Origin of the sequence: Labilibaculum sp. DW002 (assembly GCF_029029525.1) — a bacterium.
GTDB classification, from domain to species: Bacteria; Bacteroidota; Bacteroidia; order Bacteroidales; family Marinifilaceae; genus Paralabilibaculum; species Paralabilibaculum antarcticum.
Genome location: NZ_JAKJSC010000001.1, coordinates 1447606 through 1473597 on the forward strand (window position 1 = coordinate 1447606; position 25992 = coordinate 1473597).

Genomic DNA, 25992 nt, shown 5'->3' on the forward strand with positions numbered 1-25992 from the left:
TGGAATAATTAAATCTTAAACATCTAATTAATAGCATGAAAGAATAAGCAAACTACTTTCCCTGAGCACTTTCAAGTTTGCCCATCACCGCTCGATCTTCTTTCTTTAGTCGATATAAAAAGTAAGGTAAAGCCACCAGTGATTTCAATCTATATTTAAAATCAAAACACATAAAGTATCGATCAATTTGATCCGTAAACTGAAATTTGTAAGTATCTAATCCTAAGCCAAAGGACAATTTCTCCTTTTTATCTTTAAAGCTGGTTTGGATAGTTGTATCGATGCAATGTATGCCAGCACCATATTTCCGATAATCTCGATCAAAAGCTGCGTCTATTCCAATTCTTTCGCCTTTCCAATCGATACTTGTTGCGTAGGCTACAGCCTTATTGTTGAACTTGACAAATACTACATGTGATGGAAAACACTCATACATTTTTAAATGAAATTGTGTTTTTTCAACATCTCCATATAAAAAACTTTTCCCATCTGTCATTTTTGATTTCGCAATTCTTCTGATTTCTTGCAAACTTTCTTGATTGATTTCTTCGTAGCAAATTTCAAACTCAAACCCATCCTTTTTTATCTTTCGCAATGTTCGTCGTAAATCTTCTCGAAACTTTCTAGAGTATACATTTTTTGCAAAGCCCTCATAGTCTTCATGTTTATCTACCTGGATAAATGGTGCTCCTGCATAATTAAAAAGTTTATACTTCTTTGTAAGGATCGAATTCTGGGGTAGATATTTTAAAAATAAAAAGTGATATTTAATGTTTTTTCGTGTCCATAAAGCTAAATCTGATGCAAAAGAATCATGCAATTCATCCAAGGCAATTATATCATTTCCTAAGTTGGACCATTGCTGGCCTAAAAACTCTAAAAATTCAATTTTGATATACTTTAAGTAGGTCCGATATAATCTCACCAAAGGAACAATTGCAACTAATTTATTTTCCTTAAAACTTGCAATAATGAAGACTTTTTTATCAAACCCCAACACATTATTTTCAACCTTTTCGAAAACACTAAACCAATTGTAAATCCAGTTGAATTGATTACTCGGAAAACTACCTGAGTAATCAATCTCCTTAAGATCTTTTAATGTGATAATTTGAAAACGATACATGTATAAACTAAATGCTAAATGATTTCTCGATTAATTCATTTCTATCTCTATGATGCTTATACTCGATGTACTGATTAACACGACTTTCAATAATCGTAATTCCAATAAATAGAGAAAGAAAAACATCCAATAAAAAATAATTGGCTTGCTGCGTTACCAGACAAGATATAAACATAAAAAAGAGTGCCACGGCCAACTGATTATAACTACTTTCCGACTTTGAAATTTGTTTGAATACCGAAAAGAGAAAAAGCAAATAAAGCAAAAAGCCTAGAATACCATTATCTACCAAAGTTTGAACAAAGCCATTGTGCGCAAAAAGAGGCATTCCGTCTTTTTTCTCATATCTATTTTGTGATTCTTGCATTCCCATACCAATTAAGTAGGTCGCAAAATTACTCTCGTATAAATTCTCTAAGTAAACCTCTGCAATTTGTAATCGACCTGAGCCTACAGTCTCATAAGCTGACTTATCTTCCTGCCCAGCCCGATCATCCATTACCCTTCTGCGAAATCCCTCATTGGTTTGAAATAAGAATATTAAACCACCTATCAAAAGAACACATCCAGCTAAGATTTTACCAGCATCTTTAAATGATATTTTTCGACCAAATAATATGGTAACTCCAATAACAAACATCAACCAGCCTGTTCTTGTATAGGTTTTAAAAAGAAAAAACAGCCCTAAAACCAATATGGGAGCCAAAATAAAATTTACCAATAGATCACTTCGTTTTTTTACAATGTGCTCTAAAAGAATAATACAAGCGATCGATAATAATGCAGAAGTATAATGAGGTGCTCCTAAAATCCCCACCAATCCATCCAATTTGGTATCTTCCATCCAAAGCATTGTTTTACTAACTGGAGCAGAAAATACGCCTAAATAATATGGGATGTTCGCTATAATTAAAAAAGCAGCTAAATAAAGTGGAATCAAGCGCAACTTCTTTAAAGCTTCTAAACTATTAATATTCAAATAAATCCAATGAACTACTAAAGGAATTGTTAAATATTTCGAAAAATTTATTATTGCATCAACTGGATAATCAAAGAAAGATGTGCTTACTAAATTCTTGATTGCGAATACATAGCCTAATATCAAAAAGTTATAATTTACCTTTTGACCTAGTACACCAACAAAAAGAAATACGATTAATGGTAGTTTCCATAGATAAGCCATTTCCTGCCCACCAACAGTATAGCTTTTCAAGAAAAAAGCAATGAAAAACAATACCATCCATATTGCTAACTCAACGTACCTCATGTTTACATTAGGGATTTTAATACACTACATATACGATCCATATCCAATAAGCCATATCGTTGATCAATAGGCAAGGCTAATAAATTACTCGCAAACTTGTATTCTATACTATTCTTCTTGTTCTCATTCAAAACATTAGGCCAATAAGTCGCTACAAATATTTTCTGTTTGATCAATTCGTTTCGAATTTCGCCAGATTCAACTAAAAAAGGATAAATCATTGGGCCAATAATATCTTTTTCAACAATATGCAAGTGGTTAATGGAAGCAAGTTTTAAGTGCACATATTGAAAATTTTGAATTCGTCTCTTTTTCACCTCCTTATAATCAATACTAGCAAGTAAACGAGTGGTTAGCTTGGACATTATTTTCATTTCTTGCCCACACAAATATTGCTCGTTATCCTGAAAGCTTTTGTATCCATCTTGGGCTCCATTCTCTAATCTTCTTAAAAGAAATTCACTTCTATTCCATGATATATCTCTTGATAAATCTTCCCGTAACATGCAATTGGTACTTAAATAAGCACCATCAGGAACACCAAAAAATTTTCTAGCAGAATAGAAGGTATCGATACTTGGAATTGGTTGTTCAAAAAATGCTTGAGAATTGTCTACGATTAAATTCTTAACACTCTTGCTTATTGATTTTATATATTCTCCTTTTAAGCCAAAATAATTAATGATTAAAAAGGCTTCGTCATGATTTAAACTCCTAATCTCCTGTGGTTCTAACTCACTATTAATAGAATAAAATTCGTATTCAATTCCTAGTTTAAGAATTGGTTCTTTTACAGCCAAACAACTATAACGTGGAATATAAATCTTCTTGTACTCCCTTGCACGAAGAATATATTCGATACAGTTTCGACCAGAATTTAAGCGAATTAAATTCTGGTGATATTCCGATTCAACCCGATTCTCTAACTCAAAATAACCTCCTATTGCTCTATCTCTCATTTATTCCAATTCTACAGCAATTAATTCTTCAATATTGTCCATTATCTGATCCCGAGTATGAAGATTTGGAAATTCCAATAAACCAACGCCTACAGTACAATTGGAACCACTAAAACGAAATACATCTCCCCCTTTTTCTACCATTAATTTAATATCCAAAACAAAATCAGTAATGGAATCATCCAAATTTATTGATCGAAATTTGCCATCCTCATTCGAATGGATAACATAGGTGGTATAAAATTTCTCTATTTCTTTTCTATTTTTAATTGTTGGCTCTACTCCCATACAAGCATCCACACTCATTTCAATCATATCGACATTGCTTGCACATTTTATAATTTCCGGAATACAATTACCACCATTACGCGCACCAATCTCTATTAAATAAATGTTGTCATTCGCATCAATAATCACCTCAATATTGAAACCACCAAACTTAATTTTCAACAAATCAATTGCACGCTGAAGTTCTGATTTTATCTTTTTGTGTAATTCCTCTGGCAACAGAGATGGATAATTAATACTTGAAGGCACAAATGGATTTACACTCTCATCGTTACGCTGATCACCTAAATAATACGCACTTATCTCACCATTAAATACGAATATGTCACCATCTAATTGTGGATATTTCTTTTCAATAAACTCTTCTACGATGAAACGCTTACAACGTGAAAATTTCATGGCATAATTAATCGCATCACCCATTTCCCATAAATCATTCACCAAAGTAATACCCTTACTTCCTGATGAATCTACAGGCTTCACCAAAACTGGATAAGTAAAATCTGTGGAATTACTAGAAAAATCATTAAAAGTGCTAAAGCCACCGTACCATGGCGTATTAAATTTATTTTGACGCAGAAAACTGCGATACAAGTCTTTTTCGGATAAAATCTTAACTGATTTATATGAGTTTCCTGGTAAACCCATTTTTTCTGCTACATAAGCAGCAGTTGGGGCAGCAGGATCAGATGCATAAGCCAGAATCCCATCAATTTCTAATTTTCTAGATAGCTTTAAAACTGCTTTTAAGTCTGTTGTACTTACATTTACATACTCATCAGCAAATTGATGTCCCGGATTTCCCGGAGCATAATCGCACGTAATAACATAATAGCCTGCCAATTTTGCGTACTGAATGCAGGGAATCTGAAAAGGAGATCCACCCAACATTAGTAACTTCTTCTTTTTTGGTTCCATACAATTTCATTTATCACTTAATCTCACCAACACTTATTTAAACTACTTATCGAAAAACATTAATTCTCCTTGCCTATATCCAATAATTAAATCAATTTATAATTCTTTAAAAATTGAAGAACAGTAGGTTTATCATTGTACATCAAAACATCAATAATAGAAAGACTTGGAATAAATTCATTTCCACTCTGAACATATTCTATTTTTCCAGATTTTAGAAATTGTAGTTTTATTCCTTGTTTTTTAAAGTATCCTTTTTGATAAATCTCTTGCCCACCTACTGGATTGATATATCTATCGTACTTAAATTGTTTTGTGATAGAAATTAATCTATCCGCCTTTACCAAATCTATACTTGTAGACGAACTTATTGATGATTTAGTCCATTTGAATGATTTGCCTAAGTATTCATAAACAAATGATATAGATTGAATTCCCATATCACCAACATTGTCATATTCCATTCCAAAAGTTTCCTCAATCAAAATCATAACTTTTCTAAAAAAGGGAGCTTTCAAATACGCAGACTTCATCTGCATAATTAATTTTCTTCTTGATTTTGAATCCAGTTTAATTTTAGTTTGATTTATTTTTTTGTTTTGACTCGCTTTTTCAATTGGAATAGTAAATAAAAAATCTTTTTTATTCAATAATATTCTGTTTCGATTAACCCATCCTTTTTTAATGAAGTTCACATCGTCGTAAAAAACAATTTCATCCGATGCTTCTATCAATTGAAAATATCCTATATAAGGAAAAACATAAGGTTGCATGATTGATAGTCCTTTGGCTAAAGAATTCTTTATTTTATCTGATTTATAATCAGATGTCAAAATCAATGATTCCAGCTTATTATTCATTGTAAATACCTTTGTAAAATATTATACGATGGTTTTTAATTTCTTCCTTGAAGAATAGATAAAGCAAAAAATGGAATCAAAAATCGTAAAGTCAGATAATAAACGATAGGCGAATTCACTCCTCTCCGATTTTTTCTTAAAATAAATACTGCACGCTTCTCGTAAATCTTCATTTTTAAGAAATATTGCATATTTCAACAATTCCTTGTGATAGACCTTTGAAATAAAAGGAAGTAAATGTTCACAATTGTATTTGGCTATATAGTAGTTTTTTATTTGATATCTATCTTCAAAAAAGCGAAAATCCCCATTCCAATCCAATGCATGAGTTGCTGAATCATCATGAATACGATAGGTAATTGTATCATCCTTTAAATAATGAACTTTTACTAATGCAGACGTTTCAATCCATAAAGGATAATCACCCATTCTCCAATTGTGCTTTTTTATGGTATCACCAATACAGATTTTACGAAGAAGATCATTTCTCATGCATACTGTTGCTGTCGCGATATGATTTCCTTTTATTAATTCTTCCAACACATTACCCGTTGGCAACATTTCATTTCCTCGTATGGATTTTGTGATCTTATCATCCTTTACACAAGAAAAATTCGTATGTACTAAACCATAATCAGTATTCTTCTCTAAAAAATCTACTTGTTTTTGTAATTTATAAGGATCAGTCCAAAAATCATCTCCTTCACAAAAAGCAACATATTTTCCTTGACATGCCATATCTGTTCTGTGGTCATTTTCAATCCAACCTACATTATTTTCACTCGAAATTACTCGAATTATATCTGGATAACGATCTGCATAATCCTGAACAATTTTCATTGTATTGTCGGTACTACAATCTTCTCCAATTATGTATTCAAACGAAAAATTAGTTTTTTGCATCAGTATACCTTCAATGCACTGTGCAATGAATTTTTCATGATTATAGGTTATGGTTTTAACGCTTACAAATGGTTTTTGCATGTTGGGCATTTTTTCAGGAATCTCGATAAATTGAACTTAACTACTATTTATTTCTTTTGATTTGATGCAGCATCTTAACAGGGATTTTCTTCGTTTCATCCAATGACATTTCCAGAATGATGGAAACAATAGTTTCAACAACCTCATCTGCTAAATCTGGGTAAAGCGGAAGGCAAATTATCTGTCGAGATAGTTCATATGCAACATCAAGACCTTTTGCAGAAGGTAAACCTCGATAAGCAGAGAACTCACTAATTAAAGGATAAAAATATCTTCTTCCATAAATATCATACTTCTTTAATTCTTCGAAAACATCATCGCGCGATCGGCCAAATTCTAATTCATCCACAAATATTGGGAAGTAGGAATAATTGTAATCAACATTTGTAGCTTCGTTTAAAAATCGAATACCAGCTATACCTTCCAATCCCTCTTTATATTTATCTGTTATGTGCTTGCGACCATCAATAGCAGTATCAAAATACTTTAATTGAAGCATTCCGTATGCTGCTTGTAACTCATTCATCTTAGCATTAATTCCTGGAGCAACTACCGTTGTTTCATCAGCAATTCCAAAATTTTTCAAAAAATCGATTCTCTTCTTCGTTTTTAAATCATGCGAAATAATAGCTCCTCCTTCTATGGTATTGAACACTTTTGTTGCATGAAAGCTTAAAATTGACAAGTCTCCATAATTTAGCACACTCGAATTTTTCAATTTCACTCCAAATGCATGAGCTGCATCATAAATCACCTTTAAGCCGTAAATATCGGCTAAGTTCTGAATCGCTTCAACTTTACAAGGATTTCCATAAACATGTACTGGTAATATTGCGGTTGTTTCCGGTGTAATGGCTGCCTCTATCAAATCAGGATTCAAGTTTCCATAAACAGGATCAATATCAACAAAAACAGGTTTTATACCATTCCACCATAAAGAATGTGTGGTAGCAACAAAACTATAAGGAGTTGTAATCACCTCACCTTTAACTCGCAAACACTGAAGCGCAGCCATTAATGCAAGCGTGCCATTAGCAAATAAAGAAACGTAAGGAACACCAAGAAAAATAGCCAAAGCTTTTTCAAATTCCTCATGGTATTTACCATTATTCGTTAACCATCTGCTATCCCAAATATCTTCCAACATAGGAATAAACTCATTTAATGGGGGCAGTTGAGGACGAGTGACTAATATTTTACGTTTTTCCATCTTCTAAGTGGTATTACTTCTTTTAAAATGAGCAAGCCATCGGTCAATGCTTCCTGTTTAGTCGCAATTGCCAATAGTAGATAAGATCCGATACCGATTAGTATCTGGAATACAAGAGAGATAATTTGATTATTAATAAACCAACCTATAGACATAAAGGCAACCATTCCTAAACTGATGAAAAATGTTTGACTGATATCTTTTAATTGATTAGGGATGGTATAAGAAATTAGCTTTCCAGTATAAAATGCATTGATAAAAAAGCTAATAAATGAAGTGCAGATTTGACCAACAATCAAACCAATAATACCCCAATTTAATCCTATAAAAATTGCAATTACAACAATGGTTTTTTTAATAATCTCTAGGTAAAGGAATAGATCGGAACGCCCTTTCACCTTTAATATGTTTAGGTTTGAGGCATGTAATGTATAAATCATACCTGCGATGCACAGTAGTTGAAAGTAAGGAACCGAAGGCAACCACTTTTCACCCAAAATTAAAACAAGAAGAGGTTCAGCTACTACTGCAAGTCCCAACATTAAAGGAAAATTAATAAAGACCATAAGCTTAATCAACTTTCGAAAGCCTTCTCTTAATTTTACATTGTCATCCTGAATTTTTGAAAAAGCAGGAAAAGTAACATTTCCAACAACCTGTGCCAAGGTTGTAACTGGAACTTCTTGTAATTTCTTCGCCTGTGTATAAAACCCTAGCAAACTTGCTGAGAAAATACGTCCAATTACCATCAAATAAATATTCTGGAAAACTTGGTTAATAATTCCCGATAAAAGAAGCTTCGAACCAAAACTAAATAGCTGCTTAAATGATTGAAATGAAAAAATAAAAGAAGGTCTCCAAGAACTTTTGATCCAAAACAAAACCGTTCTAAAAAAATAAATCCCAATGATTTGCCCTGCAAGTGCCCAAACTCCAAACCCCATTAAAGCCATTGCAATACCCACAAATGCAGATAATAAGTTGGCAATTACAACAACCTGTGCAATTGCTTTAAAATTCATTTCAATTTTAAACTTTACAAACTGAATTAAACCAAACGAATTAACTGCCAAAACAATACAAACAACTCGAGTTAGGTCAACCAATAATGGTTGATGGAAAAAATCAGCAATTAAAGGGGCCGCAAAAAACAGAATTAGATAGAGTACAATACCGATGGTGATATTGAAGTAAAAAACGGTAGAGTAATCGGTTTGGTTAACCTCTTTTTTCTGAATCAAAGCATTGTCGAAACCACTATCTATAAATGCCTGAGATACAGCAATAAAAATGGCCAACATCCCTAACAAACCAAAATCTTTAGGTTCTAACAATCTAGCGAGTACAATCTGAGAAATAAGCAGAATTAACTGACTTCCAAATTTCTCAATGAAACTCCAGAAAACACCTTTTATGGTTTGGCTTTTTAAATTGGACATTTGATTTGGTATCTAAGCAACAACTCTTTCTCGAACTGTACTTTCTTTTTTGAGTTCTTGAACGATTCTTATACAGGCCTTTCCGTCACCATAAGGATTGCTTGCTTGCGACATTTTACGATAAATGGCTTCTTCGTTGAAAAGCATTTCTACCGATTCGATAATTTTATGTGAGTCGGTTCCAACTAGCTTAACGGTACCTGCCGACAAGGCTTCGGGACGTTCAGTTGTATCTCTCATTACCAAGACTGGTTTTCCTAAGAAAGGCGCCTCTTCCTGAATTCCTCCAGAATCGGTAAGAATCATGTAAGAAAGATCCATCATATACACAAATGGTAAATAATCAATTGGGTCGATTAAGAATACATTCTTTGGACCAGCATCTCCATTAATTTTATTTTTCCCAAGGATATCGTAAACAGGTTTCTGAACATTAGGATTTAAATGTACTGGATACACAAAATCTACATCAGGATACTTTTCCGCTAAAAACTTGATTGATTCACAAATGTTTAAAAAACCTTTTCCGAAATTTTCTCTACGATGACCTGTTACCAAAACCATTTTGCGTGAACGATATACCCAATCGGCTACTAATCCTGTAGGAATTCCCTTCGTTTGAAGTGTATTGATAATATCCATCACAACTTTTGATGAGCGATGTATCTTGGTAAGCGTTAGTTGTAATGCATCGATTACGGTATTACCTGTAACCAAAATTTTATTTTTACTAATGCCCTCGTCCATTAGATTGCGTTGTGCCATAATGGTAGGTGCAAAATGTCTATTGGCCAAGCGACCTGTCATCTGACGGTTTCCCTCTTCTGGCCAAGGAGAATACATGTTATTGGTTCGCAAACCAGCCTCAATATGTCCAACTTCTATTTGCTGATAATAAGCTGCAAGTGCAGTCGCTGAAGAAGTTGTTGTATCACCATGTACCAAAACTAAATCCGGTTTAGACTTCGTTAACACATCGCGCATCCCAAGTATTACTCTACTGGTAATGTCATATAAATCTTGTCCCGACTTCATAATCTCGAGATCATAATCCGGAATAATATCAAATAAATCAAGAACTTGATCGAGCATTTCCCGATGCTGCCCCGTTACACATACAATCGTTTCAAAATGGTCAGGATATTTCTGAAATTCCTTCACCAATGGCGCCATTTTTATCGCTTCTGGTCGGGTACCAAAAACCAAAAGTACCTTTTGTTGTCCATTCACACTCATAATTCGGTTTTGTTTTTAAAGTGAATATTTTCTCTGTAGGTCAATTCTGAATACTGTGGTTGACATTCGTTCAGAATCGAAAAGTGAATTACATTGGTGAGTTGCCAATGTGTTTGAATTGATTTTATTTACTAACAGATACCTTTTCTTTGATCTCTTCCATTTCGATATCTTCTCTTTGATTATTTGTTACACCACAAAAATCTAAAATCAATTTCTTTTTTGATTTGGGAAGGGCATAAAACTCTTTGTGAGCTACCAGATATACAACCAAATCAGCTTCTTCGTATGCTTCCCGATAATTACTCAATTTATGATCTGAATATTCATCAACATTTGGTTCTACAAGTAAAATTTCATTCTGTCCTGATTGAATTACCTTTTGTGCAATATACTTTGCAGGAGATTCTCGTAAATCATCAATATTTGGTTTGAATGCTATTCCCATTAAGGCAATTTTAGGTTCTCGACCATGTTCCAATTGAAACTTTAATTGTGCGTTCTTAATTTTCTCAACACACCAAAATGCTTTGTAATTATTTATCTCTCTAGCTTTCCCTATAATCTGGCTTTCCAAAGGATATTCGGATACAATAAAATAAGGATCTACAGCAATGCAATGTCCTCCAACACCACATCCTGGAGTTAGAATATTTACCCTTGGGTGCTTGTTTGCCAATTCAATTAATTCCCAAACATTAATTCCTGCCTTATCACATATAATCGATAATTCATTGGCAAAAGCAATTTGCACATCACGAGATGAATTCTCAACCAACTTGCACATTTCAGCGGTACGAGAATTTGTTTGGTGTAAATCACCAATCACAAAGTTTCTAAAAAACTGACAAGCTCGTTCGGTTGATTCTTCATTAATACCTCCAATAACACGGTCGTTGTGTTCCAATTCATAAATAATATTCCCAGGTAAAACACGCTCTGGACAATATGCAATGAATATTTCTCCGACCAATTCCGATCGCTTCGAGTAAATTAAATCACGTACCTTTTCTGTTGTCCCAACGGGAGAGGTAGATTCAATGATAAACAAATCACCAGCTTTTAAGTGTGGTACAATTGCATTGGCAGCCGCCATTACGTAAGAAATATCTGGTTCGTGATTCCCCTTGAAAGGAGTAGGCACGGCAATGGTATAGACATCTGCCTCGACAGGTGTTAAACCTGCACTCAATAATTTCTTATCGACAACATGTTTAACAAGCTCATCTAAATCCGGTTCCACAATAATGATTCTTCCCTCATTTACCGCTTCAACAACTTTGGGATTCACATCAACACCATGAACTCGTAGACCACTTTTTGCGATAAGAGCAGCCGTAGGGAGCCCAATATACCCCATACCCACTGTGGTAACTGTTTCAAATTTCTTCATAAGATTTGTTGAAATAATTAAAAGACTGGTTGAACTTGTTTGATTTTATCCAAACTAATATCTGTGTAGACACAAGTTCCCAAAGAATCGAAGCGGATCACAATTCGATTCTTCCCCCTTATTTGTATAATTTCGCCTTGAATGCCTTTTAATGGTCCGGCAACAACTTCAACACTTTCTCCTTTTTCCAGATTATCATGACTCAAATCGACTTTGCGATTTTCATCTTCCAAAAAAATTCGAAGTGATTCGATTTGTTCTTCGGGTATAGACACAGCTTTGCCACCGAAAGTTACGTAACGAACTGCAAAACTCGAGTTGATTACGTCGTAATATTCTCTTTCGCTGACTTTTACAAATAAGTATGATCGCAGAAGAGGTTCTTCTACCCATTTCGAACGATCACTCCATTGTCGAAGCTCTTTTTGTAAAGGAAGGTAACACTCGATACTTCTCGAGCACAATTCTTTATACAGCTTTTTCTCGGCACGAGATCTAGTATAGATCGCATGCCATGAATAAGCCAATTTTCTGGCTTGCATACTGGTTGAGTTAAGGTTATTACAAGTGAATAAGAAGATCTACAAGAAGTATTCGTTAATAGTTGGTTGAGGACTATTAATTTCTTGGAGGAAGGAGCAATTAATATACTGCTTGACACAGCTTCGCCTTCTCAGACACAGAAAGCTTGTGCGCTGCTAAATGATTCTTTTATTACAATTATGAAATCACAGTCTTTTGAAACATACTATCTATATCTGATCTCATAATTCTTTTAAATATTTCTAGAACTATTTAGAAAAATACATTTCAATTACTCAATAGAATTTCGGGACATTTTCGGAAATGAACAAATATGAAGACACATTACTTAGATTCGATCTAAACAATTTTGGTAAGAGTAAGGTATTACCTGATCAACATCGCTTTTTTAATGATTGTAAATGTTAATAATTATTAAACAATATATACTTGTTTATGATATCTTAAAATGTAATTTATTCCCTCTATATGAAACCCTTACAAACAAGCTTTCACAAGGCGTATTTAAAGATGAAAGAGCAGCCTAAAATAATTAATGACAACAAAACATTGTTGCCATTAATCAGGTAATAGAATTAATTCATGGAATAAATCTAATCCATATGATGGATTTATGATCAGCTATTTTAATTTAAGAAAAACTAACATAAGGTCAAATAGCATCAACAACTGAAATTGTAACCATATTCACAATTTCACGAACAGAACTTTCTAATGCGATGACGTGAATTGATTTATTCATACCCAATAGGATAGGCCCAATGGCTTCTACCTGAGCCAATTCTTGCATCATTTTATAGGCAATATTTCCACTGCTTAAATTTGGGAAGATAACCGTATTCACTCTTCGCTTACCCAATTTTGAAAATGGAAACATTTGATTACGAAGTTCACAATTTAAGGCAAAGTTCATTTGAATATCGCCATCAACAATTAGGTCAGGATGATCTCGATGCAGTGCCGCTGTTGCTTCTTGAACGCGTGTCGGACTACCTGATCTAATAGAGCCAAAATTGGAATAAGACACCAGTGCGATGACGGGTTCAATATTGAATTTTCTAACGGCTTCGGCAGTTAATAAAGTTGTGTCTACTAAAGTTTGAGCATCAGGACGAGGATTTACCGTTGTATCAGAGAAGAAAATCGGACCTTGCTTAGTCATTAATAGATACATACCTGCAATGTGATTAATTTCAGGTCGCACTCCAACAGTGTGAATAGCTGGTTTTATGGTATCGGCATATTTCGAAGTCGATCCACTTATTAAGGCATCGGCTTCTCCAGTTTCCACCATCATGGCTCCAAAATAATTTCGATTGGTCATTTTATCTAGTGCTTCAGGGTAGGTTAAGCCTTTACGCTTTCTTTTCTCATATAGAATTTTTGCATATTCTTCTCTCCTAGTCCTTTCTTCAATAGAACGCCAATTAATGATTGGAACATTTTCCAAATCCAATTCATTTTCTTTAATCACTTTCTCTATATATTCTGGATTCCCAATAAAATAGGTTGAGCAATTCCTTCGTTTAAAACGGTTTGAGCCGCTTTAAGTACTTTGAAGTTTTCTCCTTCAGCAAATACGATACGCTTAGGGTTACGCTTTGCTTTTGAGGTTAAATGCCTTAAGAGTTTATTGTCTCTTCCCATGCGCTGTTCCAACTCCATTTCATAAGCTTCCCAATCGGTAATTGGTGCGTGAGCAATGCCCGATTCCATAGCTGCTTTTGCTACAGCAGGAGCCACTACAGTCAGCAAACGAGGATCAAGAGGTTTAGGAATGATGTAATCGGTACCGTAGTTCAAATTAAGCTCCTTATAGGCCGTGTTAACCATATCCGGAACATCTTCCTTGGCTAAATCAGCTAATGCTTTTACAGCCGCTATTTTCATTTCTTCATTAATGCCTGTCGCTTTTACATCCAATGCTCCTCTGAAAATAAATGGAAACCCTAGAACATTATTGACTTGATTAGGGTGATCAGATCGGCCTGTAGCCATTACAAGATCATCTCTTACTTTCATGGCCAGTTCGTAGGCAATTTCAGGGTTTGGATTAGCAAGTGCAAATACAATTGGTCGATTAGCCATCGATTTAATCATATCGGGCGTTAATACATCTGCTACCGACAAACCTAAGAACATATCAGCTCCTACTAATGCCTCTTCTAGGGTATTCACATCTTTAGCGGTGAGGAATTCTTTTTTCACTGCACTTAAATCGGTTCTAGATTTGTGTATAACACCTCTACTATCGACCATCACAATATTCTTTTTTTGTACACCCAAAGAAATGTACAAACGTGTGCAAGCAACTGCCGATGCTCCCGCCCCATTCACCACCAATTTAATATCTTCGAGTTTCTTATTTTGAATTTCAGCGGCGTTAAGTAAACCCGCTGCCGATATAATTGCAGTGCCATGTTGGTCGTCGTGCATTACAGGTATTTCCAATTCTTTCTTTAACCTTTCTTCAATTGCAAAACACTCGGGCGCTTTTATATCTTCCAAATTAATCCCTCCAAATGTTGGAGCAATTCCCTTCACAATCTTTACAAACTCATCTATATCTTTGCTGTCCACCTCAATATCAAATACATCTATATCAGCAAAAATTTTAAATAGTAATCCCTTCCCTTCCATAACAGGCTTACCTGCCTCGGCTCCAATATCGCCTAAACCCAAAACTGCAGTACCATTTGAAATAACTGCAACCAAATTACCTTTGGCAGTGTACTTGTATACATCATTAGGATTCGCCTCTATTGCCAGACATGGCTCAGCAACTCCAGGCGAGTAGGCTAGCGATAAATCCAATTGGGTTGAATGAGGTTTGGTTGGGACTACTTCAATTTTTCCTGGACGAACTCCTTCATGATAACGTAAAGCATCCTCTTTGGTAAATTTAGCCATAGCTAGGTCTTTTGAGAATTGGAATGTTGTGTTTTTGCTAATATTCAGATTGGGAAACCTGATAAGAGAACTTAGCAAATACTATTGCTGGGAACGAATAAAAACACCCAACTTCACAGATCCATACTCAAGAGTTTTACATTATATAATTTCCGACATTATTACATTAATGGAAAGATGTAAGTTCATGTTGTTCAGCATGATTTTAAAACCTACACTAAATTCTCCCCTCCCTAACACACGCTTTCTTTGAGTTTTGAGATGTTCACACAATCCATTAACCTCACCCTAGTCCTCTCCTGAAGAGAGGGAACTTCAGTTGATAAATCAGCAAATAGCTCCCCTTCTACTCTAGGAGAAGGGGTTGGGGAATGAGTTTATGAATCAAAAAAAAGAGCTCCAAAACTGGAGCTCTTTCTATATATTAAGGTAATGAAATCTTATTTTTTGCCTTTTTGCTTAGCAGCATCTTCCAAACGCTGTTGGAATTTAGACTTCTTAACAGGCTTTTTCTTCGAAGCTTCAAGCATTGCTAATACCTTATTATCATCAACCATCCATTTACGAATTGCCCAAGTTTGGATAATTGTAAATAGCGTTGCTACAAAGTAGTAGTAACTCAAACCTGATGCGTAATTATTGAACCAAACTAGGAACATCACCGGCATCATATACATCATTGCTTGCATACCTGGCATCTGATTCGATGTTTGCATCTGACCATTCATCTTAGTATAAACTAAGTTGGTTCCAGCCATCAATAAACAGAATAATGAAATATGATCACCATAGAATGGAATTTCCCATGGTAAAGTTGCAATTGAGTCATAAGAGGATAAGTCTGTTGCCCAAAGGAAACTCTTCTGACGAAGTTCTATAGATGCAGGGAAGAATCGGAATAAAGCAATTAGAATAGGGAACTGCACCAGCATTGGTAAACACCCACCCATTGGATTTACTCCGGCTTTCTTATACAAGCCCATGGTTGCCTGTTGGCGCTCCATCGATTTTTCTTTTGGAATTTTTTCGTTTATCTCGTCAATCTGAGGTTTTAAAACTCTCATTTTAGCCGTTGATAAATACGACTTATAAGTCAATGGTGCCAAAATCAGCTTAATAATAATGGTTAAAATTAGAATGATGATACCGTAGTTCGAGATAAATCCTTCTAAGAAATTAAAAATTGGAATAACGAAATATCTATTCACCCATCCGAAAATCATCCATCCCAAATCGATCAACTTGTGCATTTGAATATCTTTCCCTCCAAAATCTTTACCATACTCACGTAAAGTTTTAAATTTATTAGGGCCAAAATAGAATTTCATTGGATGACTCTCAACTTGATTCCCTTTGTATGGCAATGTGATTTCTGCAGAAAAGTTTTTCAAAACAGGAGCATTTTCCTCCATTTCAACCGACTTCAACTTCACACCTTTAAAAGAATCTTCGGAAATTAAAACAGAAGAGAAGAATTGCTGCTTAAACCCAATCCACTTTACTCTTGTTGCTAAATCTTCCTCATCGTCTCCAGAAATACTTAGATAATCCACCTCATCATCTAAGAATTTATAGTATAAAGCAGTATATTGATTTTCAATCTTATGGCTTTTTTCATGACTAGGAAGATCTGCTTGCCAGTTAAATGTAACAAAGTTCGTGTTGCGAGAAATCAAATTCTGCATTCCAACTAAGTTTACAGTAAAATCAACCATATACGAATCTGGAGCCAAAGAGTATTTGTACTCTACGTATTGATCATCACCAACCATTAAGCGCATACTCACTCCTTTTTCAGAAGTTGTTGCATCAACCGATGTTGCACCACTAGCTTCAACAAAAAACAAGTCCTGTGTATTCAATGGCTTATTCTCTGCATAAAAAGTAACACCAAACTTACTATTTTTCTCTTCCCACAATAATAATGGTAAAGAATCATGGGTTTGGAATTCTTTCAGCTGAACGTTTGCAATTCGCCCTCCTTTTGTATTGATCGTAAGCCTTACTAACTCATTCTCAAGAGTAACAAATTCCTCGTTTTGACCAACAGCACTAGCAAAAACGCCATAAGTTTCTTTCAAAGCTACGGTGTCTTGTTTTACCTCAGCATACTGAGCTTTTAAACCTGCTAATCTTTCAGCCTCAATTTTTTCATTATGCACACGTTCAACAAGTGCAATTGAATCTCGAGTTTGCTGGGCCTTTAATTCTTCAGCTGAAGGTTTTGTCAGGTAAGTGTACCCGATCAAAATGGCTCCAATGATGACTAATCCCCAAATTGAATTTTTATCCATTTTCTACTTTTTATATCTTAAATAAGTTAATTTTCAATGTATATAAAGTCATTAATGTATTTCTACATCAAACTTTATCCTTCCATTGCTATCTTCACGAACTCAACAAAGAGAGGGTGAGGATTTATAACGGTACTCTTATATTCTGGATGGAACTGTACACCTACAAACCACTTGTGTCCTTCTAGCTCCACGATTTCAACCAATCCTGTATCTATATTTATACCAGTCGCTTTTAATCCAGCGGATTCGAATTGCGCTAAATATTCGTTATTAAACTCATAACGGTGACGATGACGCTCAGAAATTTCTTTCTGTCCATATGCTTTCAATGCTTTCGATCCATCTTTCAACTCACAGTCGTAAGCACCTAATCGCATGGTACCACCTTTTTCAGTAACGTTTTTTTGTTCCTCCATAAGGTTGATAACCGGGTTATGCGTTTGAGGATTCATCTCCAATGAATCTGCATCGTCAAGTTTAAGTACGTTGCGGGCAAACTCGATAACTGAAACTTGCATACCTAAACATATTCCTAAGAAAGGTACATCGTTTTCTCTTGCAAATTTAACAGCACGAATTTTACCTTCCATACCTCTATGTCCAAAACCAGGAGCAACTAAAATACCTTTAAGATCTTTTAATTCATTCTCGTAATTTGCGTCAGTTAGCTTTTCAGAATGTATCCATTTTAGGTTTACCTTACACTCATTTACTGCACCAGCATGAATAAAAGCCTCTGCAATTGACTTGTATGCGTCATGTAATTCAACATACTTTCCAACCAAACCAATTGTAATTTCTGATTTAGGATTTTGCAAGCGAGTTAAGAATTTCGTCCACTCCTTCAACTTAGGTTCTTTTTTCAAATCTAAACCTAATTTTTCAAGAACGATAGCATCCAATTTCTCCTCACGCATCTTCAGTGGCACATCGTAAATTGTTTCCACATCTATTGACTGGATAACGGCTCTTGGATCAACATTACAGAAAAGAGCAACTTTTCTTCTGATATCAGATGATAGTTCATGCTCTGTTCGCAATACCAGTACATCTGGCTGAACTCCAGTTTCCAATAACGATTTTACAGAGTGTTGAGTCGGTTTTGTTTTTAACTCACCTGATGCTGCTAAAAATGGAACAAGAGTCAAATGAATTACTAAAGCGTCGTTTCCAAGTTCCCACTTAAGCTGACGAACTGCTTCAATATAGGGTAGTGATTCGATATCACCTACAGTTCCTCCAATTTCAGTAATAACAAAATCGAACTTGTTTTTAGTTCCTAAAAGCTTAACATTACGCTTAATCTCGTCAGTAATATGAGGGATAATTTGAACCGTTTTACCTAGATAATCTCCTTTACGCTCCTTATTAATAACGTTTTTGTAGATTCTACCTGTAGTTACATTATTCGCCTGTGAAGTAGGAATGTTTGTAAAGCGCTCGTAATGACCTAAATCCAAATCTGTTTCAGCTCCATCATCTGTAACAAAACACTCACCGTGCTCATATGGGTTTAGAGTCCCGGGATCAACATTTAAATATGGATCCAATTTTTGGTTTGTAACAGAATACCCTCTGCCTTGTAGTAGTTTAGCTAAAGATGAGGCTATAATTCCTTTTCCTAATGAGGAGGCTACCCCTCCGGTAACAAAGATGTATTTAGTTGCAGACACTTTCTAAACGTTTTATGGATTATTAAAGGTGCAAAAGTAGTTAATTTATGCATTTTTAGGAAACTATTTACATGTTTCACATGATCAAATTTTGACAAAAGACCATTTCATTTGTTTTTCGATTAAAAACACATCACCTAACAAAATGTCTTAATCAATCCTTCATCATCAAAAATCGCCTGAATATCAGGCATTCAAGTCTTATCCCACTACTTATTCCGAAATAAAAGAATCCCTCATTACAATAATGAGGGATTATATTTTTCCAATCGATTTAATCTATTAGACTAAACCATCAATAACTTTTAACTTTTCTTGAAGAAGTTGCAAGGTCTGCTTCCCTTTCTCAATCTTTTCTTCAATTTCTTGAACGATAGATCCTGAAGTTTTTGAGGCTGAGAAGAAACCAATGTTATTTTCCCACAGTCCAATATCACTTTCCAATTGCTTGATTTTCCCAGCAATTTTATTCCTCTCAACAATAATCTTATCTTCCGAATGACTCATGGTTAACAAATTATCAATTTTTGATTGAAATTTCTGAACCTCTTTATCCTCGGTATCCAAGTCCATCTTATCGTAAATGGCGTTTAAAGTACGACGATATTCATCCTGAATTTTATCTTTTTTCTTGAAAGGGACGTGACCAATTTGAGCCCATTGTTTTTGAAAGTCTCTAATTTTAGTCATGTTTCCTTCATCATCTTCCGACAAAGTAAATTCTGATATTTTTTTAATTAGATCTTCCTTTAATTTCAAGTTTTCAACATGATCTGAATCAACATGATTAAAATGCTCCGATTTACTATTGAAAAATTTATCGCAAGCTGCACGAAAACGAACCCAAAGTTCCTCTGAGACCTTTCTTGGAACAGGACCAATTGTCTTCCACTGTTTCTGAATCGTAATTAACTTTTCAGTTGTTGCTTTCCAATCAGTACTATCTTGCAAGCTTTCTGCAACTTCACAAAGCTCCGTTTTCTTTACAAGGTTTTCACCTAACTTATCTTTCAACTTCAAATAAAACTCTCTCTTACGATCAAAATACAAATCGCAAGCAGCTCTAAATCGCTGGTAAATTCGGTTGTTGTCTTTTTTCGGAGCAAAACCAATCGTCCTCCATTCTTTCTGAAGATCTAAAATATTTTTAGAGGTTTCATTCCATTCTTTATGAGATTTTATCTCAGCATTCGCAATTACCTCAGCTTTATCGCAAAGAACAGATTTCTTCTCTAAATTGACTTTCTGTTCCGACTTTAACCCTTCGTAAAACTCTTGGTGTTTCCTATTGATTGTAGTTGTTGCCTCCTTAAACCTTGCCCACAACTCTTCTTTTTGCTCTCTTGGCACTGGTCCTATTTCTCGCCATTGCTCATGGTACTTTTGCAAAGTATTAAAAGCCTTCACAACTGATTCTTCGTTCAGCAAGCCTTCAGCTTCTTCGCAAAGCTTCACCTTTATTACCATGTTCTTTTTTAAATCAAGATCACGAAGTTCTTTATTGATTTTAATGTAATCGTAAAAATTCTCAACGTGATGATGATAATTGTCCCATAAATTTTTCAAGGCTTGCTGAGGCACCATACCCGTTTCGTGCCATCTTTTTTGCAAAGCTCTAAACTCATGAAACGTTTTATCAAACGCTTCTTTTCTATTTACCAGATCTTTAATATCCTCAATTATCTGATATTTAATCTTTAAATTCTCATCCTTTTCTTGTTCAATATTTCGATTCTGAACCGTCCTTCGCTCTCTAAAATCATGAAGCAATTCCTTCATTTTTGATTCCAACTCATCTTTACCAAAATCAAATTCTTCTTCTTTACCTCCCTCGTCCAAAAATTTCTTCTTGGCTTCGGCAATTTCTTCGTTATGCTTTTTGTAAAAATTGTGCTTAATCGCATCTAAACGATCCTTTATTCCTTTTACAGACTTATTATCCAATAAGAGAACCAAACGATCTACCAATTCCTTCTTCTCCATTAAAGAATAATCAGGTTCTTTCTGAAGCTCTGTTTCCTCCTCTTTAACTTCAGCAACAGGTGCAGCTTCAACATTAGGCTTTTCTTCAAGATTATCTGTAGGAGATTCAATTGTTGCCTCAGCAACAACTTCCTCCTGATCTACCTCCAAGACATTTTTTTCACTTTCAATTTCAGCATCTGGCGATTCTTTTTCAACAGATTCTTTTTCATGAGAATCAATCACATTATCCTTAGCATCTAAATTTTCATTCACTTCATTCTCATGTGAGAGGTTAGACAGATCTTTTTCTTTCATGTAGTTTGCATTAGATTGGCTTTCCAAAAAAGAAAACCCACGTTAACAATACAATATCCAAAGGATTATTTAGGTCCATTCCTTACGAATTTAACTAATTATGTCCTAATCCTCAAAGATTTTCGTCAATTTTATTTACCTAAAATACAGAGGGGTTCACGCAATACATGAACCCCTCAACTAAAACCAACCAATTACTTAATCTAACATTAACTTTTTCATTGTAAAATAAAACACTTCAAGCTCTATTCTCAATTCAAAAAATAATCATTCATTTTTTAAAATTGAGATAAACGAATGCCTAGCTTACCTAATTTCGATTTCTCTTGCCTTTGGCTCCTCGACTTGCATTTTTGGTAATTTCACGAACAACATACCGTCTTTCACTTCTGCATTAATCTCCTCTTCAGCAATACCATCTGACAACTTAAAGCTCTTCTCTAAATTACCCCTAGTAAACTCTCGTCTCAAATAATTCCGCTCTTGTTTTTCCTCTTTATTTGCAGAAATATTCAAGACTCCTTTCTCAACTTTTATAGAAACATCTTCCTTTGCGAATCCTGGTATCGCCATTTCTATAATGAAATTATTCTCTTCCTCGAAAACATTAACACTTGTTCTATTCACGACTTCATTATCAAGCGTGCTTTTTAAAGCTCCTCTTGTTTCTCTAAACAATTGATTCATTAACTGATTTGTAAAAAAATCATTTCCTCTGTTTGAATATTTTAAAATTGTCATATCTATATCTCCTTATTTTTTATTTGCATTTTCTTTCAGGCTCCGGATCCTAAAATATAAATTCTGTTTTTCGAACTTTCAATTCCAAAGTCTATACCAAGCCGATTCCGTTCACAAAATGACCGCATAAAGCCAAATCTTAATGACAAAACGTCTGCTTTCCATAAAAACATAGTGACATATTGTCTTTTACTGCAAAATACATAGTCCCTATATTCAATTTGCTTGCAAGCCAAGTTTGGGTTACATACTTTTACACAAAATTTAAAAAAATGAGAATCGATATACTTACTGTTGTTCCTGAATTATTAGAGAGTCCTCTAAATCACTCTATTATTCAAAGAGCAAAAGACAATGGAATTGTAGAAATTTACATTCACAATATCCGAGACTATTCGGAAGACAAACACAAAAAGGTTGACGACTATGCTTTTAGCGGAGGCGCAGGAATGGTAATGCGCCTAGAGCCGATCGTTAAAGTAATTGAATCACTGACTGCAGAAAGAACTTACGACGAAATCATTTTTACGACTCCAGATGGAGACCAATATGATCAGAGGACTGCAAACACCTTATCGATTCAAGAAAATATCATGATTCTATGTGGACACTACAAAGGAATTGACCAACGCATTCGTGATCATTTTATCACCAAAGAAATTTCAATTGGGGATTTTGTTTTAACTGGAGGAGAGTTAGCCGCAGCTATTATTGCAGATAGCGTTGTTAGACTTATACCAGGTGGAATGGGAGACGAAACTTCTGCTTTAACAGATTCCTTTCAAGATGATCTTTTATCGCCACCTCTTTACACACGCCCTGCAGAATTCAGAGGATGGAAAGTTCCAGAAATACTACTATCTGGAGATCATAAAAAAATTGAAAAATGGCAGGAAGAACAAGCCTACGAAAGAACAAAACGATTACGTCCTGATTTATTGGACGAATAAAAAAAAAGAGCTTCTGTATTGAAGCTCTTTTTTTTACCAACAATTAATAGTTTGTTGATTTCTTTTCAAAATAAGACTGTGGATGCTCGCAAGCAGCGCACATATTAGGAGCCTTAGTTCCTTCATGCACATAACCACAATTTCTGCAATACCACTCTTCTTTCTCTTCAGAAACAAAAACCTTCTCCTCCTCCAAGTTGCTAAGCAGCTTTAAATATCGTTGCTCATGCATTTTCTCAACCTTAGCGATCAATTTAAATGCAGTTGCCACTTTTTTGAATCCTTCTTCTTCAGCAATACGCGCAAACTCTGGATACAATTCAGTATACTCCTCATTCTCCCCACTTGCTGCAGCTTTCAAATTCTCGATTGTTGTTCCAATTTTGCCTGCTGGAAAAGCGGCTGTAATTTCAACATCACCACCTTCTAAAAATTTAAAAAATCGTTTAGCATGCTGCATTTCCTGCTCAGCAGTCTCTACAAAAATGGCTGCAATTTGCTCATAGCCTTCTTTTTTAGCTTGCTTTGCAAAATAAGTATATCTTGCTCTTGCTTGAGACTCACCTGCGAAAGACTTCAATAAATTCTTTTCAGTTTCAGTTCCTTTTATACTTTTCTCCATTATTTTATTTTTTTTGATTCCATTACAAATATCCTCATTTTTCGAAGAGATTATCACAATAAAGAGAAATTTTCAACAATTTATATTCAATAAAGAAAACGAGAATAATCTCACTTTTACACATCAATAACATTCCAACAAAGGAAATCAGTTTGACATCCAACAACGGCCAACTCAAAAGAAGCAGAAAAACAAATCCTTATTGGTAAATCCAAACAAGCCTTTATTTATATAATAATGAAAATGTATTTTTTTCAGAAAATTAATTTCACCTCAACAAGCAACAACACATTCTTAGAAGAAAAATTATTTTTTTCACTCCCCCCCTATTTAAAACCTTTGCATTAAAAAAAATGCATTTTTTAAAGGTATACCCCCTAAATTTAATAGTATTATTCATTTTTTTTCATACTTTTGAAATCGAAACCCCTTCACATTAGGGTTAGGATAGAAATTAGTTGATTTATTCCACAACTACCCCCTTTCAAAAAGGGGGTGGTTTGGTTTTTTAACTAAAAAAAACAAGAAACCACATTATTGCATTTATATAATATTAACCGTTTACCATTTTTTTTTAATCTAAAATCTATTACTATGTTGAAAGCAAGAAAATTTTTCGCAATACTTATATGTACTCTTGTAGTAACAGGAAATCTATTTGCACAAGAAAAAGGAGATGTTACATTTGGAGCTGACCTTATGAGTAGATACGTATGGAGAGGAACACAATTTTCTACAGGTCCTGTAATACAACCAGCAGTTGAGTACAGCAAAGGAGGATTCGCATTAGGAGCCTGGGGATCTTATGCACAAGATGGTTCTGATGGAGCTGAAGCCGATCTATATGCTTCATACACTTTTGCTGATGATTTATTCACAGCTACTGTAACCGATTATTTTTTCCCAACAGATGGAATTGCTGTAAACAACAGCTACTTCGATTATAAAAAAGCATCTACAGGACATATCATGGAAGCTACGCTTGCTTTTAATGGGAGTGACGGATTTCCAATTAGCATTTTAGCTGCCATGAATTTCTGGGGTGCTGATCAAGACGCCAATGGCGATCAGCAAAATTCTCTTTACATCGAATTAGGATATGGTTTTGAATACAAAGAAGTAGCCATTGATTTATTTGCAGGTTTCACACCTATCGATGCAGACGAAGACAAAGGAGAATCAGGATTTTATGGTGACACTGCAGGATTTGTAAACATGGGATTTACTGCATCTAAAGAAGTTGTTATCACAGAAAATTTTTCATTACCACTATCAGCATCTGTAATTGCTAACCCTATGGCTGAGAATTTATTCCTTGTTTTTGGAGTATCCTTCTAAGCAACACTAACCTCTCCGATTGAAGCTTCTTTTGAGGCTAAAAAAAAAAAGCTGAATCTATTTAGATTCAGCTTTTTCTATTGTATTTTCAATTTCCCTACGGAATACGCATAAACTTATGCGACTGCAAGGAGATATTCCACTTCGGATTATTCTTCACATACTCCACAATAGGCTTCACGTTGTGCACGTACTGACTCCATTCTGATTGTAGGAAAAGCAAACAGTCGTCACCAACCAATTTGGCATGTTCCTCGGCAATGGCAAAATCCTTCTCAATATCGAAAATGATAACCTTAAGTTCGTTGGCTTTTTTGTATGAGCTGGCTACGGGTGCTTTATTCTCCTTTGGCGATAAGCAAATCCAATCCCATTCGCCCGTAATTTCGTATGCCCCCGAGGTTTCAAGGAAATTCTCAATATTGTGTTTTTTCAATTCCGAACACAAAGGCTCCAAATTGTATAGCGATGGCTCACCACCTGTCACCACCACCGACTTGGCAGGTGATTCAACAGCCTTGCGAACAACCTCTTCAACCGAGATTAAACGGTGCTCCTTAGGGTTCCACGAAATTTTAGAATCGCACCAACGGCAGCCTATATCGCAACCGCCAATACGTATAAAGTAAGCAGGTTTTCCTGTATGGAAACCCTCGCCCTGTATGGTGTAGAAGTCCTCAACCAAAGGTAAATCGGTTCCGGCTTCGAATATTTCTTTGTACTTATCTCTCAAATCGTTCTTCTTAACCAATTAAAATCCTAAACTTTGGTTGCTCAGTAAACTGGGCTACAAAAATACTTTCTTTTTAAGCATTTCAAAATCAAAATGAAAGATTATTTAAAATGATTCCATTCTTTAGCTCCAAATTGAGGTAATAAAAAAGAAATAAAATCTACAACAACATATTATGATTATGGAATGTTTTTTGATAATTTCACAAAATCAAACTTATCGAAT

The 25992-nt window shown here is 34.8% G+C and carries 19 protein-coding genes and 1 pseudogene; 2 read left to right on the plus strand and 18 right to left on the minus strand.

What is annotated here, in order from left to right; all coding sequences use genetic code 11:
- Positions 1-52: 52 nt before the first annotated feature.
- The 16 genes and pseudogenes from L3049_RS05495 to L3049_RS05575 form a co-directional block, all read right to left on the minus strand.
- Entirely contained in the window at positions 53-1126 is a 1074-nt protein-coding gene (locus L3049_RS05495) for a GNAT family N-acetyltransferase (protein WP_275108796.1), read from the minus strand.
- A 7-nt stretch (positions 1127-1133) separates the two neighbouring features.
- A complete protein-coding gene (locus tag L3049_RS05500; RefSeq protein WP_275108797.1) occupies positions 1134-2393 on the minus strand; it encodes an O-antigen ligase family protein in 1260 nt (419 codons plus the stop codon).
- 2 nt (positions 2394-2395) lie between these two features.
- Complete coding sequence (locus tag L3049_RS05505; protein WP_275108798.1) at positions 2396-3352, minus strand: hypothetical protein; 957 nt, start codon at positions 3350-3352, stop codon at positions 2396-2398.
- A complete protein-coding gene (locus L3049_RS05510; protein ID WP_275108799.1) occupies positions 3353-4558 on the minus strand; it encodes an ATP-grasp domain-containing protein in 1206 nt (401 codons plus the stop codon).
- A gap of 86 nt (positions 4559-4644) precedes the next feature.
- The gene (locus L3049_RS05515; RefSeq protein WP_275108800.1) at positions 4645-5418 is read right to left on the minus strand and encodes a WbqC family protein; all 774 of its coding nucleotides are present in this window, start codon (positions 5416-5418) and stop codon (positions 4645-4647) included.
- Between the two features lie 21 nt (positions 5419-5439).
- On the minus strand, positions 5440-6402 hold the full coding sequence (locus L3049_RS05520; protein WP_275108801.1) for a glycosyltransferase: 963 nt from the start codon (positions 6400-6402) through the stop codon (positions 5440-5442).
- 43 nt (positions 6403-6445) lie between these two features.
- Positions 6446-7612, minus strand: a complete 1167-nt coding sequence (locus tag L3049_RS05525; RefSeq protein WP_275108802.1) for a DegT/DnrJ/EryC1/StrS family aminotransferase — start codon at positions 7610-7612, stop codon at positions 6446-6448.
- Positions 7591-9051, minus strand: a complete 1461-nt coding sequence (locus tag L3049_RS05530; RefSeq protein WP_275108803.1) for an MOP flippase family protein — start codon at positions 9049-9051, stop codon at positions 7591-7593. The genes L3049_RS05525 and L3049_RS05530 overlap by 22 nt, the downstream gene beginning before the upstream one ends.
- A gap of 12 nt (positions 9052-9063) precedes the next feature.
- Positions 9064-10287 (minus strand): non-hydrolyzing UDP-N-acetylglucosamine 2-epimerase, encoded by a 1224-nt coding sequence (wecB, locus tag L3049_RS05535; protein ID WP_275108804.1) that lies wholly within the window; start codon positions 10285-10287, stop codon positions 9064-9066.
- A 124-nt stretch (positions 10288-10411) separates the two neighbouring features.
- Positions 10412-11680: a UDP-N-acetyl-D-mannosamine dehydrogenase gene (wecC, locus tag L3049_RS05540; protein WP_275108805.1), complete on the minus strand. Its 1269-nt coding sequence runs from the start codon at positions 11678-11680 to the stop codon at positions 10412-10414.
- Positions 11681-11697: 17 nt separating this feature from the next.
- Entirely contained in the window at positions 11698-12222 is a 525-nt protein-coding gene (locus tag L3049_RS05545; RefSeq protein WP_275108806.1) for a UpxY family transcription antiterminator, read from the minus strand.
- 653 nt (positions 12223-12875) lie between these two features.
- A pseudogene (locus tag L3049_RS21625) lies at positions 12876-15133 on the minus strand (NADP-dependent malic enzyme).
- A gap of 440 nt (positions 15134-15573) precedes the next feature.
- The gene (gene yidC / locus L3049_RS05560) at positions 15574-17427 is read right to left on the minus strand and encodes a membrane protein insertase YidC (protein WP_275108809.1); all 1854 of its coding nucleotides are present in this window, start codon (positions 17425-17427) and stop codon (positions 15574-15576) included.
- Positions 17428-17501: 74 nt separating this feature from the next.
- The gene (locus L3049_RS05565) at positions 17502-19103 is read right to left on the minus strand and encodes a CTP synthase (RefSeq protein ID WP_275108810.1); all 1602 of its coding nucleotides are present in this window, start codon (positions 19101-19103) and stop codon (positions 17502-17504) included.
- 282 nt (positions 19104-19385) lie between these two features.
- The gene (locus L3049_RS05570; protein WP_275108811.1) at positions 19386-21383 is read right to left on the minus strand and encodes a DUF349 domain-containing protein; all 1998 of its coding nucleotides are present in this window, start codon (positions 21381-21383) and stop codon (positions 19386-19388) included.
- A 306-nt stretch (positions 21384-21689) separates the two neighbouring features.
- Complete coding sequence (locus L3049_RS05575; RefSeq protein ID WP_275108812.1) at positions 21690-22124, minus strand: Hsp20/alpha crystallin family protein; 435 nt, start codon at positions 22122-22124, stop codon at positions 21690-21692.
- Between the two features lie 272 nt (positions 22125-22396).
- Between L3049_RS05575 and trmD the strand changes: the two genes are divergently transcribed.
- Complete coding sequence (trmD, locus tag L3049_RS05580; RefSeq protein ID WP_275108813.1) at positions 22397-23074, plus strand: tRNA (guanosine(37)-N1)-methyltransferase TrmD; 678 nt, start codon at positions 22397-22399, stop codon at positions 23072-23074.
- Between the two features lie 43 nt (positions 23075-23117).
- Here the strand turns inward: trmD and rbr are convergent, their stop codons facing one another.
- The gene (gene rbr, locus L3049_RS05585; protein WP_275108814.1) at positions 23118-23696 is read right to left on the minus strand and encodes a rubrerythrin; all 579 of its coding nucleotides are present in this window, start codon (positions 23694-23696) and stop codon (positions 23118-23120) included.
- A 594-nt stretch (positions 23697-24290) separates the two neighbouring features.
- Between rbr and L3049_RS05590 the strand changes: the two genes are divergently transcribed.
- Positions 24291-25034 carry a TorF family putative porin gene (locus L3049_RS05590; protein WP_275108815.1) on the plus strand — a complete coding sequence of 248 codons (744 nt, stop codon included), beginning with the start codon at positions 24291-24293 and terminating at the stop codon, positions 25032-25034.
- Between the two features lie 97 nt (positions 25035-25131).
- Here the strand turns inward: L3049_RS05590 and L3049_RS05595 are convergent, their stop codons facing one another.
- Complete coding sequence (locus L3049_RS05595; RefSeq protein WP_275108816.1) at positions 25132-25767, minus strand: 7-carboxy-7-deazaguanine synthase QueE; 636 nt, start codon at positions 25765-25767, stop codon at positions 25132-25134.
- Positions 25768-25992: the final 225 nt, after the last annotated feature.

Coding starts and splice junctions, on each gene's coding strand:
- L3049_RS05495 (WP_275108796.1), bottom strand. CDS start 1,126: ATGTATCGTTTTCAAATTATCACATTAAAAGATCTTAAGGAGATTGAT.
- L3049_RS05500 (WP_275108797.1), bottom strand. CDS start 2,393: ATGAGGTACGTTGAGTTAGCAATATGGATGGTATTGTTTTTCATTGCT.
- L3049_RS05505 (WP_275108798.1), bottom strand. CDS start 3,352: ATGAGAGATAGAGCAATAGGAGGTTATTTTGAGTTAGAGAATCGGGTT.
- L3049_RS05510 (WP_275108799.1), bottom strand. CDS start 4,558: ATGGAACCAAAAAAGAAGAAGTTACTAATGTTGGGTGGATCTCCTTTT.
- L3049_RS05515 (WP_275108800.1), bottom strand. CDS start 5,418: ATGAATAATAAGCTGGAATCATTGATTTTGACATCTGATTATAAATCA.
- L3049_RS05520 (WP_275108801.1), bottom strand. CDS start 6,402: ATGCAAAAACCATTTGTAAGCGTTAAAACCATAACCTATAATCATGAA.
- L3049_RS05525 (WP_275108802.1), bottom strand. CDS start 7,612: ATGGAAAAACGTAAAATATTAGTCACTCGTCCTCAACTGCCCCCATTA.
- L3049_RS05530 (WP_275108803.1), bottom strand. CDS start 9,051: ATGTCCAATTTAAAAAGCCAAACCATAAAAGGTGTTTTCTGGAGTTTC.
- wecB (WP_275108804.1), bottom strand. CDS start 10,287: ATGAGTGTGAATGGACAACAAAAGGTACTTTTGGTTTTTGGTACCCGA.
- wecC (WP_275108805.1), bottom strand. CDS start 11,680: ATGAAGAAATTTGAAACAGTTACCACAGTGGGTATGGGGTATATTGGG.
- L3049_RS05545 (WP_275108806.1), bottom strand. CDS start 12,222: ATGCAAGCCAGAAAATTGGCTTATTCATGGCATGCGATCTATACTAGA.
- yidC (WP_275108809.1), bottom strand. CDS start 17,427: ATGGATAAAAATTCAATTTGGGGATTAGTCATCATTGGAGCCATTTTG.
- L3049_RS05570 (WP_275108811.1), bottom strand. CDS start 21,383: ATGAAAGAAAAAGATCTGTCTAACCTCTCACATGAGAATGAAGTGAAT.
- L3049_RS05575 (WP_275108812.1), bottom strand. CDS start 22,124: ATGACAATTTTAAAATATTCAAACAGAGGAAATGATTTTTTTACAAAT.
- trmD (WP_275108813.1), top strand. CDS start 22,397: ATGAGAATCGATATACTTACTGTTGTTCCTGAATTATTAGAGAGTCCT.
- rbr (WP_275108814.1), bottom strand. CDS start 23,696: ATGGAGAAAAGTATAAAAGGAACTGAAACTGAAAAGAATTTATTGAAG.
- L3049_RS05590 (WP_275108815.1), top strand. CDS start 24,291: ATGTTGAAAGCAAGAAAATTTTTCGCAATACTTATATGTACTCTTGTA.